Below are 15,864 nucleotides of genomic sequence, written 5' to 3'. Positions count from 1 at the left end.
CCTTCAGGGAATCCTCAGCCCTTCAGCGAACCCATCCACGCCTCGACCTCGTCCGACCGCCGAGGCAGCGCGGCGCTGAGGTTCCGGTTGCCGTCAGCGGTGACCAGGATGTCGTCCTCGATGCGCACGCCGATGCCCCGGTACTCCTCGGGGACCGTCAGGTCGTCGGCCTGGAAGTACAGGCCCGGCTCGACGGTGAGGACCATGCCCGGCTCCAGCGTGCCGTTCACGTACGTCTCGGTCCGCGCGGCGGCGCAGTCGTGGACGTCCATGCCGAGCATGTGGCCGGTGCCGTGCAGGGTCCAGCGGCGCTGGAGACCCAGCTCCAGGACCCGCTCGACCGTGCCCTCGACCAGGCCCCACTCGACGAGCTTCTCGGCGAGCACGCGCTGGGCGGCGTCGTGGAAGTCGCGGTAGCCCGCACCGGGCTTCACCGCCGCGATGCCGGCCTCCTGGGCCTCGTACACGGCGTCGTAGACCTTCTTCTGGATCTCGCTGTACGTGCCGTTGATCGGCAGCGTGCGCGTGACGTCGGCGGTGTACAGGGTGTGGGTCTCCACACCCGCGTCCAGCAGGAGCAGGTCGCCGGAGCGGACCGGGCCGTCGTTGCGCACCCAGTGCAGCGTGCAGGCGTGCGGGCCGGCGGCGCAGATGGAGCCGTAGCCGATGTCGTTGCCCTCCACGCGCGCGCGGAGGAAGAACGTGCCCTCGATGTAGCGCTCGCTGGTCGCCTCGGCCTTGTCGAGGACCTTGACCACGTCCTCGAAGCCGCGGACCGTCGAGTCGACGGCCTTCTGCAGCTCGCCGATCTCGAAGTCGTCCTTGATCAGGCGGGCCTCGGAGAGGAAGACGCGCAGTTCCTCGTCGCGCTCGGCGGTGACCTTGTCGGTCAGGGCCGCCTCGATGCCGGCGTCGTAGCCGCGCACCACGCGGACCGGGCCGGTGGCCTCCTTCAGCTTCTCCGCCAGCTCGCGCACGTCGGAGGCCGGGACGCCGTACAGCGCCTCGGACTCGGTGAGGGAGTGGCGGCGGCCGACCCACAGCTCGCCCTGGCCGGACAGCCAGAACTCGCCGTTCTCGCGGTCGGAGCGGGGCAGGAGGTAGATCGTCGCCTCGTGGCCGTCACCCTTCGGCTCCAGCACGAGGACGCCGTCCTCGGTCTGGTTGCCGGTGAGGTACGCGTACTCGACGGACGAGCGGAAGGCGTACTCGGTGTCGTTCGAGCGGGTCTTCAGGTTGCCCGCGGGGACGACGAGGCGCTCGCCGGGGAAGCGGGCGGAGAGCGCGGCGCGGCGGTGCGCGGTCTCGGCGGCCTGCTCGATCGGCTGCAGGTCACGCAGCTCGGTGTCGGCCCAGCCGGACTGCATGTTCTCGGCCAGCTCGTCGGAGACGCCCGGGTACAGGCCGTTCTTCCGCTGCTTGATCGGCTCCTCGGACTCGGTCTCGGGCCCCTCTGCGGTAGCAGTGTCGGGCACGACCGGGTTGAGCTCGTCGGACACGTGATCCTCCTCGATGACGCCTGGTGATCTCCCCCGGGGCCCGCGACGCTCCTGCTTGTGGCCGAGCGGGGAACCCCCATCATCGTACGGTTGTACCAAGGCGGACCCGGTGCGGATGACCTGTTATGCCCGGTCATGCGAGCCGCGGGTGAGGATGCGCGTGCGAGTGCGCGTGCGAGCGTGAGTTCGCGTGCAGCGTGCCCCGTCAGTCGAAGCGTGCTGTCAGTCGAAGCGTGCCGCCAGCAGGACGACGTCCTCCTCGCCGTCGTCCCCCAGTCTCGAATTCGCTCGACCGGGAGGTGCCCCCCCGTCGAGGCCGTCCGGCAGCACCGTACGCAGCACGTGGTCGGCGACGGCCCCGGGGTCGGCGCGCAAGGCGCGCGGGACGCTCGCGGCAGCCGCGTGCAGCCGGGCGAAGGCGCGGTCCATCGGGTCGCCGGTACGGTGCAGCAGCCCGTCGGTGTACAGCAGGACGGTTTCTCCAGGTTCTGCCTGGATCTCCATGCTGGGCGCCTCCCAGCAGGCGAGCATGCCCAGCGGCGCGGAGACGGAGGTCTCGGCGAACTCGGTGCGCCGCTCGCCGATCAGCAGCGGCGGACTGTGCCCGGCGCCGGCCAGGGTGACCCTGCGCAGGGCGGGCTCGCAGTAGGCGAACAGGGCGGTGGCGCAGCGCGCGGGCTCGGTGAGCCGCAGCAGCAGTTCCAGGTCGGACAGGACGGCCACCGGGTCCTCGCCCTCCATCACGGCGTAGGCCCGCAGCGAGGCGCGCAGCCGGCCCATCGCGGCGACCGCGCTGGGCCCGCCGCCGGTGACGGAGCCGACGGAGAGGCCGAGCGCGGCGTCGGGCAGCGGCAGGGCGTCGTACCAGTCGCCGCCGCCGCGCGGTCCGGTGCGGTGCCGGGCGGCGAGCTGGACGCCGGCGACCCGGGGCAGCCGGGAGGGGAGCAGTTCCTCGGTGATGGTCGCGGTGCGCGCGCGGGAGCGTTCCACCTCCACCAGCAGGGCGAGGTGCTCGGCGGCGTGGCGGACGTACAGGCCGGCCAGGTGGCGGTGGTGCTCGTCCGGCTCGGCGGGCTCGTCGTAGAGCCAGACGGCGGCGCCGAGGCGGCCGGCGGACCGGGCGGTCAGGGGGAGGGCGTAGCTGGCGGCGTAGCCGAGGCGGGCGGCCACCTCGCGGTGGCGGGGGTCGAGGCCGTCCTCGGCGAACAGGTCGGCGTGGACGACCTCGGTGGCGCCGGCGTTCGCGGTGGCGCCGGTGCTTGCCGCGGCGGCGACGCTTGCCGTGGCCCCGGCGCTTGCCGCCGCGCCGACGCCTGCCGTGGCCCCGGTGCCCGGCGCACTGTCGAGGAGGGTGCCGTAGGGCAGGGCGCCGCGCGGCACGGTCTCCATGTGGCCGAGGTCGGCGCAGCCGAGGCCGAGGCCGATGGTGGTGCGGGGGCCGAGTCCGTCGCCGGGCTCCAGGACGACGAGGCCGCGGCGGGCGCCGACGAGGGCGGATCCGGCGCGCAGCAGTTCCTCGAGGGCGGGTTCGAGCGCGGTCGTGCGGGACAGCCGCTCGGTGAGTTCGTGGAGGGTCGTGAGGTCCGAGACCCAGCCGGCCAGCCGGTCCTGCAGCAGGGTGCCGGGGGCGGGCGTCGGCGCGGGGGCGGCCGGGGCGGGCACGGAGGGGGTGTCCGGGGAGGGGGTGTCCGGGGAGGGGGCGGCGCCGTGCGCGGGGGACGCGGGCGCGACAGTGTGGGCGGGCGTGGGAACCATCGGGTCGATTCCAGCCACTTTCGAAGGGTGCGGGGCACTCATGGTGTCCGACTTCCAGGCCGGTGCGTATTGCTCAAAAGCATCGCAAACCCCCATGTCATTCTGCGCCGCCGGCGGTGTCTCCACATGTACACGCACCCGAGAGGGGATGTCCAGCATTGTCCTGCGAGGATTCCTGGTGTCCATGGGTCTGGAGTGGGTTTTCGTAGACCCCTTGCCTTACTGCCGAGTTGGCTGAAAACTGCCTCGGGTATCGGTTCATTGCGGTCGACTGGCCTTGCTCCACAGAGCGTCACAGCGGTCGTGATGGGTACGTACTCGGTGAAAGCCAGGGGTGGTTGGGGGCTACCCGGAACCTGGCGACGGACCCGGGCGTCATAGCCACCGACGGCCGAGCCCCATCCTCCCGTGGCGGAGGCGGAGAGAAACACGCGCGACGGAAAACGCCAGACTTCGCCACCCCCCCCACGCCGCGACCGTGCTTCTGATCGACGACTACGGAAGCGGGCGCGGCCGACTCTTGAACCCCAGGGGTTCCTCCTGCCGTGTGCAGGAGTGTGATGCGGCAACAGGTACGCCCAGTGAAGTGATCGACACATGGTGTGATGTGGCCCACGGTGTTGCCAGCGGTGCAACGGAAAGGAACGAGCGCTCATGCGCGAGATCCTCGGAAGGCGACGCAGGCTCCTGTCCAGGCGGAACGACGGGAGGCCTGAGCTGATCAGCGCGGCCCTGACCTTCGCGACGGAATGGCAGTGGCCCGTACTCCCGGGCGTGGCCCCGGACCCGCAGGGACGGGCCCGTTGCGGCTGCCCCGACCCGGAGTGCACGGTGCCCGGTGCGCACCCCTTCGACCCCGGGCTGTTCGCGGCCACCACCGACGCGCGCATGGTGCGCTGGTGGTGGACCAACCGCCCGAGCGCGCCGATCGTTCTCGCGACCGGCGACAAGGCCCCCTGCGCGGTCAGCCTGCCGGCGCCCGCCGCGGCCCGTGCCCTCGACCTGCTCGACCGGCGCGGCATGCGCCTCGGCCCGGTGGTCGCCGCGCCGACCCGCTGGTCCCTGCTGGTCAAGCCGTACTCCATGGAGCAGCTCGGTGAACTGCTCTACGCCAAGGACTTCGTACCCGGTTCGCTGCGCTTCCACGGCCAGGGCGGCTACCTCGCCCTGCCGCCGTCCGAGACCGGGCACGGCACGGTCCGCTGGGAGCGCGCCCCGCTGCCCGGCTCGGCCTCGCCCTGGGTGCCCGACGTGGAGGCCGTCGTGGACGCCGCCGTCGACGCCCTCACTCGTACGGGTGTGAGCGCGCCCGAGTTGTAGGGGTGTCGCGGGCGGGCGGGCCCGGATGCCCGTCCGCGGTCGTTATCTTCCGGCCATGCTGCGAATTTCTGGGGGGCCAGGAAGAGCTTCTGGGGGGCCGGAAAGCGGAAGAAACCGAAGGAACCGAGCGAATCGAACGACCCGAGGGGACGGAAGGCGGCGCCGCGGCGCGCCGGACTCCCGAAGGGTCCGTCTGATCACCCTCGTCGGCATCGTGGCGGCCGTGATCGCGCTGCCGCTGGCCGTGTCGTCCGCCGGGCAGGTGGGCGAGGCGACGGGGACCGCGGGGAAGGACGTTCCGGCCGCCGTCCGTGCGCCCGGCCGGGACGGCGCCGAGCTTCTCCCCGCTGCCCCGGCCGCTCCCGCCGCCCAGGCGCCCCGACTGCTGGGTCTGGGGCTGGCCACCGCCGCCCGCTGCGGTCCCGAACTCTCCTCCCCCGACGGCATCGAGGCGCAGACCTGTGTGATGACCCAGGGCGAGGACACCTGGGGGCGCACCTACTACCGCAACACCACCGGCGAGGCCGTGGATCCGGTGCTGAGTCTGATGGGGCCGGGCGGCCGTACCGTGCAGACGCACTGCACCACCGGTACCGACGACGAGCCCGCCACCTGTGAGACGCCCCGTGAGCGCACCCGGGGCGGAGCGGACGCCTACACGGCCGTCACGGAGTTCGCGGGGCGCGGGGCGGACGGGCCGCTGCTTCTGCGCTCGGGCAGCAACTCCGAGGTGAGTCCGGGGAGTTGATGGTCCGTGGCGCGCTGTACATCGCGCGCGGGCATGAAAAGGCCCGGTTGCTGGCGACGGGGGATGCACCAGCAACCGGGCTATTGGAACGGTAACAAGAGATCGGCGGTTCGCAAATTCGATCTCGGCTATTCGGACACCGATTTCCCTGTTCTCGCCGGGAGTTGTGACAGGAGTCACCCGCCCCGGTGTCCCTTGGCGGGGTCTCAGCTGAGCGTGACCTGCCGGTTGGTCAGTCCGCCGCGCGCCCGGCGCTCGTCCGCGGTGAGCGGCTCGGTGGCGGCGAGGGCCGCGGTCAGACGCTCGGCGAACTCGGCGGCCGGCTTCTCCACGTCCTCGGCCGAGACCCCGCTCGGCAGGTCCCAGACCGGCACGATGAGGCCGTGAGCACGGAAGGACCCCACCAGCCGGGTGCCCTCGCCGAGGCTGGAGCGACCCGCCGCGTGCAGCCGGGCGAGAGCGTCCAGAAGCTGCTCCTCCGGGTACGGCATGACCCAGCGCAGGTGGTTCTTCTCCGGGGTCGCGCACCAGTACGCGGCGTCCACGCCGGACAGCTTCACCGTCGGGATCGCGGCGGCGTTGGCCCGCTCCAGGGAGGCGGTCACCTCCGGGGTGGCGTTCTCCGCGTCCGGCACCCAGAACTCGAAGCCGCTGTGCACGACCGGCTCGAAGGCGCCCTCGGGGTCGAGCAGGTCCTGCAGCCTGGGGGCCTCGGCGGGGGCGCGGCGGCCCTGCACGGGGGTGCCGGGCTGCGCCTGCAGCGCGCGCTGGAGGGTGTCGGCGAGGTCGCGGCTGATGTCGCCGGACGCCGTGTCGTTCTGCAGGCCGAGGAGCACCGAGCCGTCGTCGCGGCGCAGCGCGGGCCAGGCCATCGGGAGCACCGTGGCGAGCGTGACCGAGGGGACGCCCTCGGGCAGGCCGTCCTTCAGGGTCAGTTCGACCGTGGCGGCCGGGACCAGTTCGCGCAGCGCCACCCAGTCGTCCTCGCCCGCCAGGCCCTCGAAGGGGCGCTGCACCAGCTCGGTCGCCGCGTGCGAGGCCTCACGGCCGTGGCACGCCTTGTAGCGCCGGCCGCTGCCGCAGGGGCAGGGCTCGCGGGCGCCGACGACCGGGATCTCCCCGTCCGTGATCTGCGGGCGCTTGGCCTTCGTCTGGGGTCGCTTCTTGGCCATCGTGGGTGTCTCCCGGTTACGGCTCGTCTCGTACGGCGGGAGCCTAGCCGCTCGTGCCGGGACCGACGGGAACCTGTGGACAACCCGCACGGGGACCGGGCCGACGGTGTGAACGGGGGGACGAAGCACTTGGCCGACGCGGTCGCTGTCGTGGGCCTCGGCGTGGTCGCTGCCGCGGGGTCGGCGTGGTTGCTGCGGCGGGTGTCGGCGTGGTCGCTGCCGCCGGTGTGGGGCGGCGTGGGGGTGGAGGGTGCGGATCGGCGCGGGGTGTGACGGCGGGCGTCGCCGCAGTCGTCGTCCGCGGTTGCCGCGGCGGGTGTCGGCGCGGTGGCTGCCGTGGGCCTCGGCGCAGTCGCTGCCGCGGGTGTCAGCGCGGGTGTGGGGCGGCGTGGGTGTGGCGGGTGCGGGTCGGCGCGCGTGTGGTGGCGGGCATCGCCGCAGTCGCCATCGCAGCCGTCGCCGTAGCAGTCGCAGCCGTCTTCGCCGCAGTTGTCGCTGCGGGCGTTGTGTCGGTGTCGCGGCCGGCGGCGCGGCCGGCTCGCGGCGCGGGGGGTCAGTCCATGTTGTCGAAGGCGTCCGCGAAGTCCAGTGCGGCGAGTCTGTGGGGCGGGGCGGATGTGACGCGCGTAGCGAAGGCGTCGCACGGGGTCCCCGCATCCGGATCGTGCACGTCCTCGTGGACCACCACCCAGACCGTCACCTGGCCCTGGACGCCGTCCCGGACACCCCAGTCGTCGGCGAGCGCCTCGATGATGTTCAGCCCGCGGCCGCCGTGCGCGGTCACCGACGGGGTCGCCGGAGCGGGGCGGGTCGGGCCGCCGCCGTCCGTCACCTCCACGATGAGCCGGCCGCGCGCGTCCACCCGCCATGCGGCGCGGACCGCGCCGTCCCCGGCGAGCGCGCCGCCCAGGGGACGGCCGTGTTTGCACGCGTTGCTCAGCAGTTCGGAAAGAATCAGTACGGCGTCGTCGATGACCGATTCCGACACACCACCGCTGCGCAGCTGCGCCTGCATCCGGTGTCTCGCGTTCCCCACGCCCGCAGGGCCATGGGGTACGGCCATGCTCGACGACGTGGGCACCTCCTGTGCCACCACCAACGCCACCCCCGAGACCTCCTTCGCCCCACGCCACGGTGTGGATGCCCCCTGTGCCTGCACCGGAAACCGGCCAATCCTCTTCCGGTGGCGCATCCGCAAAGGCCGATCACGGACCGAACGCGCCGGAGCACTCCCTGTGAGCAAGCAGTGGGCGAGCGACGGGCGAGCAGTAGGCGAGCGACGGGCGAGCGATGGGTGAGCGGCGGACGACCGGTGGGCGAGTGGTGGGCGAGCGGTGGGTGGCCGGTCGCGAGTGGCCGGATTTCGACGCTGTGCCCCGGCTGCTGCCGCGTGGGGCCTCGGCTCAGCGGCCGAGCTGGTCCAGCACGGCGCGCGGGCGGTTGGTGATGATGGCGTCGATGCCCAGCTCGACGCAGAGATCCACGTCCTCGGGCTCGTTCACGGTCCACACGTGCACCTGGTGGCCGGCTCGTTTCAGCCGCTCCACGTACCCCGGGTGACTGCGCACGATCCGGATCGAGGGCCCGGCGATGTGCACGCCCGCGGGCAGCCGTCCCTCGCGCAGCCGGGGCGAGAGGAACTGGACCAGGTAGACCGTCGGCAGGGTCGGTGACGCGGAGCGCACCCGGTGCAGCGAGCGCGCCGAGAAGCTCATGATCCGTACCGGCGACTCGGCGGCCGAGGCCGGTGCGTCCAGGCCGAACCGCCCCAGCAGGGCCAGCAGCCGCTCCTCGACCTGTCCCGCCCAGCGTGTGGGGTGCTTGGTCTCGATGGCCAGTTCCACCCGCCGGCCGACGTCGGCGACCAGCTCCAGCAGCCGCTCCAGAGTGAGGACGGAGGTCTCCTTGGGGTCCTCGGGGCGGTGCACCCAGTCCGGCTCCTCGTCCCGGCCGCGCCAGACGTCACGCGTCTTGCGCGAGCCGAAGTCCAGGGCGGCCAGCTCGGACAGCTCCAGGGCGGAGACGGCGCCGCGGCCGTTGGAGGTGCGGTTCACCCGCCGGTCGTGGACGCAGACCAGATGGCCGTCGGCGGTGAGACGTACATCGCACTCGAGGGCGTCCGCGCCGTCCTCGATCGCCTTCCGGTACGCGGCCAGCGTGTGTTCGGGGGCGTCTTCGGAGGCGCCCCGGTGGGCGACGACCTGGATGCGGTGCTGTGGAGCGTGGGTCACCGCGTCATGGTGTCACCGTCCCGGGGTACGAGGGGCGGCGTGAGCGGGTCTGTGCGGCGAACGTGCGCATACGGCCTGCTCGTTTATGTAACTTTTGCCGGAACAGTCCTATATAAAGGATGGCCTCGGACCCACAGCCACCGCTTATGGTGCTCTGACGGCCCGTGGGAAAAGCTGACTGCATACAACAGGAACACGGAACCATGCGCAGCCGTACCGCACCGGGCTCCCGCCTCTCGGACGACGCATGAGCCACGCCGCGACCGGCGTGACCGAGCATGAGCGAGTGTGACCGAATGCGACCGACGACAACAGCCGTGGATCGAGGAGAAGAGCTGTGAGCACCGAGAACGAGGGCAACGCGGTACCCCCGGCCCCGTCCGCACCTCCCGTGCCGGTGGAATCTCCCGCTGCTTCCCCGCAGGGCCCCGCGCCCGAGGGCGAAGCGCCGACAGCCCAGCTGCCCCCGGCACCCCCGGCCGCCCCAGAAGGCACGCCCCCCGCGGCAGGGGCCCACCAGAGCCCGGCCGACGGCACCGCGCCCACCACGCCCATCGCCCTCCACCCCGCAGGACCGGCGGCCCCGAACGCGCCGCACCAGCCTTACGGCAGCCCTGCCCAGGACGCACACCAGCCCTACGGCAGCCCGGCTCAGGACGCACACCAGTCCTACGGCAACCCCGCCCCCGGCGCCGCCTGGCCGCCCCCGCCCTCCAGCGGACACCCCGCGCCCGGCTACGGCGGCGCCGACGCCGGCGCGGGCACCGGCTGGGGAGCGTCGTACCAGCAGCCCGCCCCCAAGCAACGCAACGGGCGCGGCGGCCTCATCGCCGCCGTCCTGGTGGCCGCGCTGGTCGCGGGCGGCATCGGTGGCGGCCTCGGCTACACCCTGGCCAAGGACAACGACAGCGGCTCCTCCACCACCGTCTCCTCCGACAGCGGCGCCTCCCAGGTCAAGCGCGCCCCCGGCACGATCGCGGGCGTGGCCGCCAGGGCGCTGCCCAGCACCGTCACCATCGAGGCGGAGAGCACGAGCGGCGAGGGCGGCACCGGCACCGGGTTCGTGTTCGACACCCAGGGCCACATCGTCACCAACAACCACGTCGTGGCCGACGCCGTCGACGGCGGCAAGCTCACGGCCACGTTCCCGAACGGCAAGAAGTACGACGCCGAGATCGTCGGCCACGCGCAGGGCTACGACGTCGCCGTCATCAAGCTCAAGAACGCGCCGTCCGACCTCAAGCCGCTCGCCCTCGGCAACTCCGACAAGGTGGCCGTCGGCGACGAGACGATCGCCATCGGCGCCCCCTTCGGCCTGTCCAACACGGTCACCACGGGCATCATCAGCGCCAAGAACCGTCCGGTGGCCTCCAGCGACGGCAGCGCCAGCAGCAAGGCGTCGTACATGAGCGCCCTGCAGACCGACGCGTCGATCAACCCGGGCAACTCCGGCGGCCCGCTGCTGGACGCCTCCGGCGCGGTCATCGGCATCAACTCGGCGATCCAGTCCTCCAGCAACGGCGGCCTCGGCAGCTCCGGCCAGTCCGGCTCCATCGGCCTGGGCTTCGCCATCCCGATCAACCAGGCCAAGTACGTCGCCCAGGAGCTGATCAGGACCGGCAAGCCGGTGTACGCGAAGATCGGCGCCTCCGTCTCCCTTGAGGACTCCACGGACGGCGCGAAGATCACCGACCAGGGCGCGGGCGGCGCCTCCCCGGTCGAGTCCGGCGGCCCCGCCGACCAGGCCGGCCTCAAGCCCGGGGACGTCATCACCAAGCTCGACGGCTCCGTGATCGACAGCGGCCCGACCCTGATCGGCGAGATCTGGACCCACAAGCCCGGCGACAAGGTCACGGTCACCTACAAGCGCGGCGGCGAGGACCACACGGTCTCCCTGACCCTCGGCTCGCGCGTCGGCGACAGCTGACGCGTCCGCCTCGCACGCGCGCGTGAGCGGTGCCTCCCTCGGGGGGAGGCACCGCTCACCCGTACCGACTCCCGCCCGGCCCCCACGCCCCGCCCCGATCCCCGGTACGCTGTACCCCGCTCCGCCCCAGGTGGGCGACGCGGGGAGGCGTGCCCGAGCGGCCGAAGGGAACGGTCTTGAAAACCGTCGTGGCAGCGATGTCACCGTGGGTTCAAATCCCACCGCCTCCGCACAGGTCATAGACGTGCTGGTCAGAAGGGGTGCCCCTCGATGAGGGGCACCCCTTCTGCGTGGGTTCTGCCTCACCTTGATCCGGCTCTGTCACGTCGTCCGGTTACCCGGCGGCCAAGTCGCCGTGAGAAGAGCCTGGTTGCTCCCTGGCCGCCCCGCCAGGGTGTCGTCGGGGGCCGCCCCGCCAGGGTGTCGTCGGGTTGTCTGATCGTAATCCCGCCAGGGCGGACCGGGACCTCGCTGATCGGCTAGCGTCTACCGCACAAGCGATCGACAAGATCCACCGCAGCCACCGGGGGGTGGCGCGGCAGCGCGACCGGCCACGGCGGGGCGCCGTGCGGCGGCAGATCATCGCATCAATGAGGGGGGAGACGTGGGGGCATTGACCCGGACGTCGACTGAACCACTGCACGGAGGCCGCCGCCGCAGAGGTGGCGCGGGCCTCGCGGCCGGTGCGGCCGTCACGATTCTGGCGGTCGCGGGAACGGCCGTCCCGCTCGCCGTGGGTGCGCCGCCCGCGTGGGCCGCCCAGTCGGCGACCGCGGCGGACTCGTCGTCGGCGACTGCGGCGGACTCGTCCCAGGAGGTCGTGATCCCGCCCGCCGACCGGGCCACACCCCGTGTGGACACCCCGCTGGCGGTGGGCGGCACCGGTTTCCTGCACCAGCAGGAGAGCCGGGACGGCTACACCTGGACCGACTTCGCGAGCGGCACCTCGACGGAGGTGCCCGGCCTGCAGAGCCTGCCGGCCAACGCGCTCGTACGCCCCGTCGGTGCCGGCGCGGACCTGCTCGCCGTCTCACCGAGCCCGGCCCGGGGCTCCGCCTGGTACACCCTGCTCGATCCGCACACCGGTGAGCGCCGGGAGGTGCAGCTCCCGGCGTACTACACGTTCCGGGGGACCGTCGCGGGCAAGGTGCTGGCCCTGGAGTCCGCGACCAGCACCACCAGCTCCGCCGGTGTGCTCCTCGACACCGGCACCGATCCCGCGCAGCCGCTGCCCGTCACCGGCCTGCCCGCGGGCGCTCAGCTGAGCAGCCTCTCCCTGCAGCAGGGCGCCACGGACGACCACGGCGCGGTGATCTCCTTCCGGCAGGACGGCGCGTACCGCTACGGCCTGCTGGACCCCGAGACCGCCGTGATCACCCCTCTCCCCGAGGCGATGAGCGGCGAGGGCCTGCGCATCCTGCTGAGCGCCGACCGCATCGCCTGGTGGGGGCACGGCTTCACCGGGCTGCGCTGGCTGCCCCGCGGTGACGTCTCCTCCGGGGCGCAGGAGTTCCCGCTCCCCGACGACGCGGCCCCCGTGGCCCTCCTCGGCGGCACCCTCCTGACCTCGGATCCGGACACCACCTCGGGCACCACGCTCGGCCGGCGGCTGACGGCCCGGCCGCTCGACGGCGGGGACCCGAGCACCGCACTCGACCACATCGCGCTCGTGTCGGACTCCCCGCCGCAGACGGCGGACGGGAGCGCCCTGCTCGTCGGCGGCTCCGGCACCGGTGACTGGGCGGTGCACCGCTTCGCCGCCGGCCCCGACGGGACGCCGGCGCACGAGGTGGTCCAGCCGCTGCCCCCGGTGATCGGCAAGGTCCTGGGACTGAACCTGTACCGGGGCACCCTCAACCGGGTGGACAGCACCGAGGGCAAGCTCTCCATCCACCAGCAGGACGTCGGTACCGGGCCGGTCCCCGTCGCGGGAGCCGCCAAGCCCCTGCCCGCCGGCATGCCCTCTTCCACCGTGCGCTGTGCGACGGGTGAGGACTGCGTACGGATCGTGGAGGGCAACGGGTACGGGCTGTCCTTCCTGTCCGAGACGGGCGGGCAGACGTACCTGCAGACCCGTGTGGACGCCTACACGTCGCACGTGGAGATGAAGGTGCCCGGCAGCGGCGGCGAGGTCAGGGACGCGTCCTCCTCGTACGTGGTGGTGGACGGCGGTTCCCCGAGGACCCAGTACCTGATCGACCCGGGCTACAACAAGGTGATCCGCAGTCGCCCGGTGCAGGCCGCGGCGCTCTGGTACTCCACCCTGTGGAGCGCGACCCCCGGCAGCCCCGGCACGCTGACCGCGGAGCGGCTGACCTCGGACGCCACCACTCCCGGCAAGCCCGTCCGCACCGTGCGGACCGGTGCCGCCTGCGTGCCCACCGAGCTCCAGGCGACAGCGCGTTGGCTCTACTGGTCGTGCGGTGCCGACAAGCAGGCCGGGGTGTACGACCTGACGAACAACCGTGGTTTCACCGTTCCGTCGGGCCCTGCCATGCTCGGCGACGGCTACGTGGTCCGGCACGACCGGAACGCGGGCGAGCTCAAGCTGACGGACTTCCACACCGGCAGCCCGCTTGCGGAGCGCTCCGTCGCCGCCCTCCCGGCCGGAACGCTCGCGGACGACCGCAGGATCACGTGGACCGTGGACAAGTACAGCGGCCACATCGCCTACGTGGACGCCGATCGCCGCGTGCATGTGAGAGCGGACGGGGTAGCGGACTCCGCTCCGGTGATCGGAGAGGCGTACACCACCGGGAGCGTCGCGCCGAGGACCACTTCGTCGTACTACTCGACCTGGACGGCCTCGTTGCTGCTGAGCCGGCCCGTGGACTCCTGGGAACTGAGCATCGTCCAGAAGACGACCGGGCGCCGGGTGGCCGTGGTGCGCGGTGGGGCCGAACGCGGTCTCGACGGCATCTCGGCCTCGTGGAACGGCCGGGAGTCGAACGGCGCTCCCGCCCCGAGCGGTCTCTACACCTGGCAGCTGACCGCGAAGTCCGGCGGCGGGACCGCGCCGGTGCGGGTGGGAAGCGGCGGCCTGGACGTGATGTGCGGCGCCCTGCCGACCCATGTCTACGACTGCGACGGGTTTCCGGACCTGGTGGCGGTCCGCAAGGACGGCCGGACCGACTCATGGGAGGGGCATCCCAAGGGGTACTTCCGCAACGGCATCGACACCGCGGACTGGCCGACCTCCTCCACCCTGGTGCCGGCAGGCGACCTCAACGGTGACGGGTTCGCGGACATGCTGGTCCGCGACTCCACCGGCGAACTGCGTGCGTACTGGGGCTTCGGGCAGGTGTACTTCGCCCGGGGAACCAACAAGTCCACCGTCATCGGCAAGGGCTGGAACACGTACAACCTGCTGACATCGGCCGGGGACCTCAACCGTGACGGCCGGTCCGACCTGCTGGCCCGTGACCGGTCCGGAGTCCTGTGGTTCTACGCCGGCACTGGCAAGGGCACGTTCAAGGCCCGGGTGCGCGTCGGCACCGGGCTGTCCGGTTATACGGCGCTGGTGGGCATGGGCGACCTCAACGGCGACGGAACCGGAGACCTTCTCGGCCGGGACAAGACCGGGAACCTCTATCGCTGGTACGGCAACGGAAAGGGCGGCTTCGGGGGGCGCGTGAAGATCGCCTCGGGCTTCAACACGTACAACGCCCTGGTCGGTATCGGCGACCTGACCCAGGACGGGCGCAACGACCTCCTCACCCGCGACACCGCCGGCAACCTGTACCGCTGGTCGGGCAACGGCAAGGGCGGCTTCGGCGGACGCGTGAAGATCAGCGGCGGCTGGGGCGTCTACAAGACGCTGTACTGACGCCCCGGAACAGCAGCCTCCAGGCCCGCACCTCCACCGGGAGCCGGAGTGAGAACGGCCCCTGACCGGGAAACTCGGTCGGGGGCCGTTTCGCCGTTTCGTGTCGTGCGTACTGCGGCCGTCGGTCCGTGATCGGTGGCTCTCGACTTTGCTCGGCGTCGCGTCGACGCCACGTCGGCGTCCGGATGGTGCCGCTTCGGATGAGGCAGCGGTGAGAGGGGAGTTCGCCATGATTCGCCACCCTGGAATCGCCGGTTCGGCAGTCGGGCCGCCTGTAGCGTCCGGAGGGTCCGATGGCGTCTCTCCCTGTGCGCCCGCCTGAACCAGGTGGGTCCCAACCGAGTTGGGAACGTTGAGGGACGGGAGGTCGGATCAGATGGCGCGATCGACTAGGAGCAAGAGGTGTCGCAGGCGGAGCGGGTTACCTGACTGGGTACAGCTGGCGACCTTGGTCCTCACCACGATCACTGCCATCGCGGGTTGCGTCGAACACTTCGTGTAACGCATGAACGATGGGCCGGACGGCTGGTCGGGCGTGAATGAGCCCGGCCGACACGTGTTCGGCCGGACCCATCCCCGAACCCGCGCGCGGGGCCCGGCCCCGGGGTGCCTCCCGGGGCCGGGCTCCCTTGCGCGCTGCGGGAGGGCCGAACGTCGCTGACTCTTTTCGGCCCGCAGGACGAGGGAACCCCAAGTTGTCGCCCGCATCAAGCATCCGTGTCGGGTGCCCTGATTTGTCCCCTGGCGAAGGCCGTGGCTGTCGGTGGCGTTGAGAGGTGGCGCGAGCCCATTTCGGGGCGGGGAAAAATGAACTGCCAGGTAGGCGCGTCGCAGGGGGTGGCGAATCCTGGCGTATCGCGAGGAGGGCGGGCGCGGGGGCGGGGGCTTGATCACCTCGGCTGGCAGGGTGAACCTTCCATCTGTGTGAGCGTGGCTCGAAGAGTCGTGCGGTTCGTACCGAGTGTGATGGCTCCCCAAGAACCGAACGAGAGCGGAGTACCCGTGCTCAAGAAGACATTCGTAGCCGCCGCAGCCGTGGCGATGGTCGTCGGGCCGGCCACGCTGGCGCAGGCAGACGACGTCGTGCGCGTCGTGGAGGGCCCGGCGGTGACGATCCCCGTCGCCTCCGGTGGCTACCCCGGCCGGGCCGCGGCCGTGGCCGACTGCCCGACCGGAGAGACCCGGACCGGTGGCGGCGCCATCGTGACCGCCGGCAACTCGCACGCCGAGCGGTACCTGCTGCACGCGAGCGCGCCGATCAGCGGGGAGCGGTGGTGGGCCTTCGCGACGAACACGGACACCGCCAACGCGGGGACCCTTCGGGCCTATGCCATCTGCGCGAAGGTGGTCAACAACCCGACCCTGACCACTCCCTGATCCGGGTCG

Annotated in this window: 10 protein-coding genes and 1 tRNA gene; 6 read left to right on the top strand and 5 right to left on the bottom strand. The window is 72.2% G+C overall.

The window, feature by feature from the left end:
- Positions 1 to 14: 14 nt before the first annotated feature.
- Together ACGFYV_RS11355 and ACGFYV_RS11350 are read right to left on the bottom strand one after the other, a co-directional pair.
- Positions 15 to 1,499 carry an aminopeptidase P family protein gene (locus ACGFYV_RS11355; RefSeq protein ID WP_393878110.1) on the bottom strand — a complete coding sequence of 495 codons (1,485 nt, stop codon included), beginning with the start codon at positions 1,497 to 1,499 and terminating at the stop codon, positions 15 to 17.
- Positions 1,500 to 1,721: 222 nt separating this feature from the next.
- The gene (locus ACGFYV_RS11350) at positions 1,722 to 3,413 is read right to left on the bottom strand and encodes a PP2C family protein-serine/threonine phosphatase (RefSeq protein ID WP_393878219.1); all 1,692 of its coding nucleotides are present in this window, start codon (positions 3,411 to 3,413) and stop codon (positions 1,722 to 1,724) included.
- A gap of 495 nt (positions 3,414 to 3,908) precedes the next feature.
- Here ACGFYV_RS11350 and ACGFYV_RS11345 point away from each other — a divergent pair, with 495 nt between their 5' ends.
- On the top strand, positions 3,909 to 4,574 hold the full coding sequence (locus tag ACGFYV_RS11345) for a bifunctional DNA primase/polymerase (protein ID WP_393878109.1): 666 nt from the start codon (positions 3,909 to 3,911) through the stop codon (positions 4,572 to 4,574).
- Positions 4,575 to 4,797: 223 nt separating this feature from the next.
- Positions 4,798 to 5,322: a hypothetical protein gene (locus ACGFYV_RS11340; protein ID WP_393878108.1), complete on the top strand. Its 525-nt coding sequence runs from the start codon at positions 4,798 to 4,800 to the stop codon at positions 5,320 to 5,322.
- Positions 5,323 to 5,528: 206 nt separating this feature from the next.
- On the opposite strand, the gene ACGFYV_RS11335 is transcribed toward ACGFYV_RS11340, so the two are convergent.
- The 3 genes from ACGFYV_RS11335 to ACGFYV_RS11325 form a co-directional block, all read right to left on the bottom strand.
- Positions 5,529 to 6,494 (bottom strand): DUF5926 family protein, encoded by a 966-nt coding sequence (locus ACGFYV_RS11335; protein WP_393878107.1) that lies wholly within the window; start codon positions 6,492 to 6,494, stop codon positions 5,529 to 5,531.
- A gap of 553 nt (positions 6,495 to 7,047) precedes the next feature.
- Positions 7,048 to 7,686, bottom strand: coding sequence for an ATP-binding protein (locus ACGFYV_RS11330; protein WP_393878106.1), 639 nt, complete (start codon positions 7,684 to 7,686; stop codon positions 7,048 to 7,050).
- Between the two features lie 211 nt (positions 7,687 to 7,897).
- A complete protein-coding gene (locus ACGFYV_RS11325) occupies positions 7,898 to 8,725 on the bottom strand; it encodes a glycerophosphodiester phosphodiesterase (protein WP_393878105.1) in 828 nt (275 codons plus the stop codon).
- 337 nt (positions 8,726 to 9,062) lie between these two features.
- Here ACGFYV_RS11325 and ACGFYV_RS11320 point away from each other — a divergent pair, with 337 nt between their 5' ends.
- The 4 genes from ACGFYV_RS11320 to ACGFYV_RS11305 all read left to right on the top strand — a co-directional run bounded on the left by ACGFYV_RS11320 (position 9,063) and on the right by ACGFYV_RS11305 (position 15,855).
- Complete coding sequence (locus ACGFYV_RS11320) at positions 9,063 to 10,652, top strand: S1C family serine protease (RefSeq protein WP_393878104.1); 1,590 nt, start codon at positions 9,063 to 9,065, stop codon at positions 10,650 to 10,652.
- 143 nt (positions 10,653 to 10,795) lie between these two features.
- A tRNA-Ser gene (locus ACGFYV_RS11315) sits at positions 10,796 to 10,882 on the top strand.
- 374 nt (positions 10,883 to 11,256) lie between these two features.
- Entirely contained in the window at positions 11,257 to 14,478 is a 3,222-nt protein-coding gene (locus tag ACGFYV_RS11310; protein WP_393878103.1) for an FG-GAP repeat domain-containing protein, read from the top strand.
- 1,002 nt (positions 14,479 to 15,480) lie between these two features.
- Positions 15,481 to 15,855 (top strand): hypothetical protein, encoded by a 375-nt coding sequence (locus tag ACGFYV_RS11305; RefSeq protein WP_393878102.1) that lies wholly within the window; start codon positions 15,481 to 15,483, stop codon positions 15,853 to 15,855.
- Positions 15,856 to 15,864 lie beyond the last annotated feature (9 nt).

This window comes from Streptomyces sp. NPDC048297, from assembly GCF_043201585.1.
Lineage (GTDB): Bacteria > Actinomycetota > Actinomycetes > Streptomycetales > Streptomycetaceae > Streptomyces.
The sequence above is the reverse complement of the archived record's forward strand: the minus strand, read 5'-3'. Positions and strand labels throughout refer to the sequence as shown.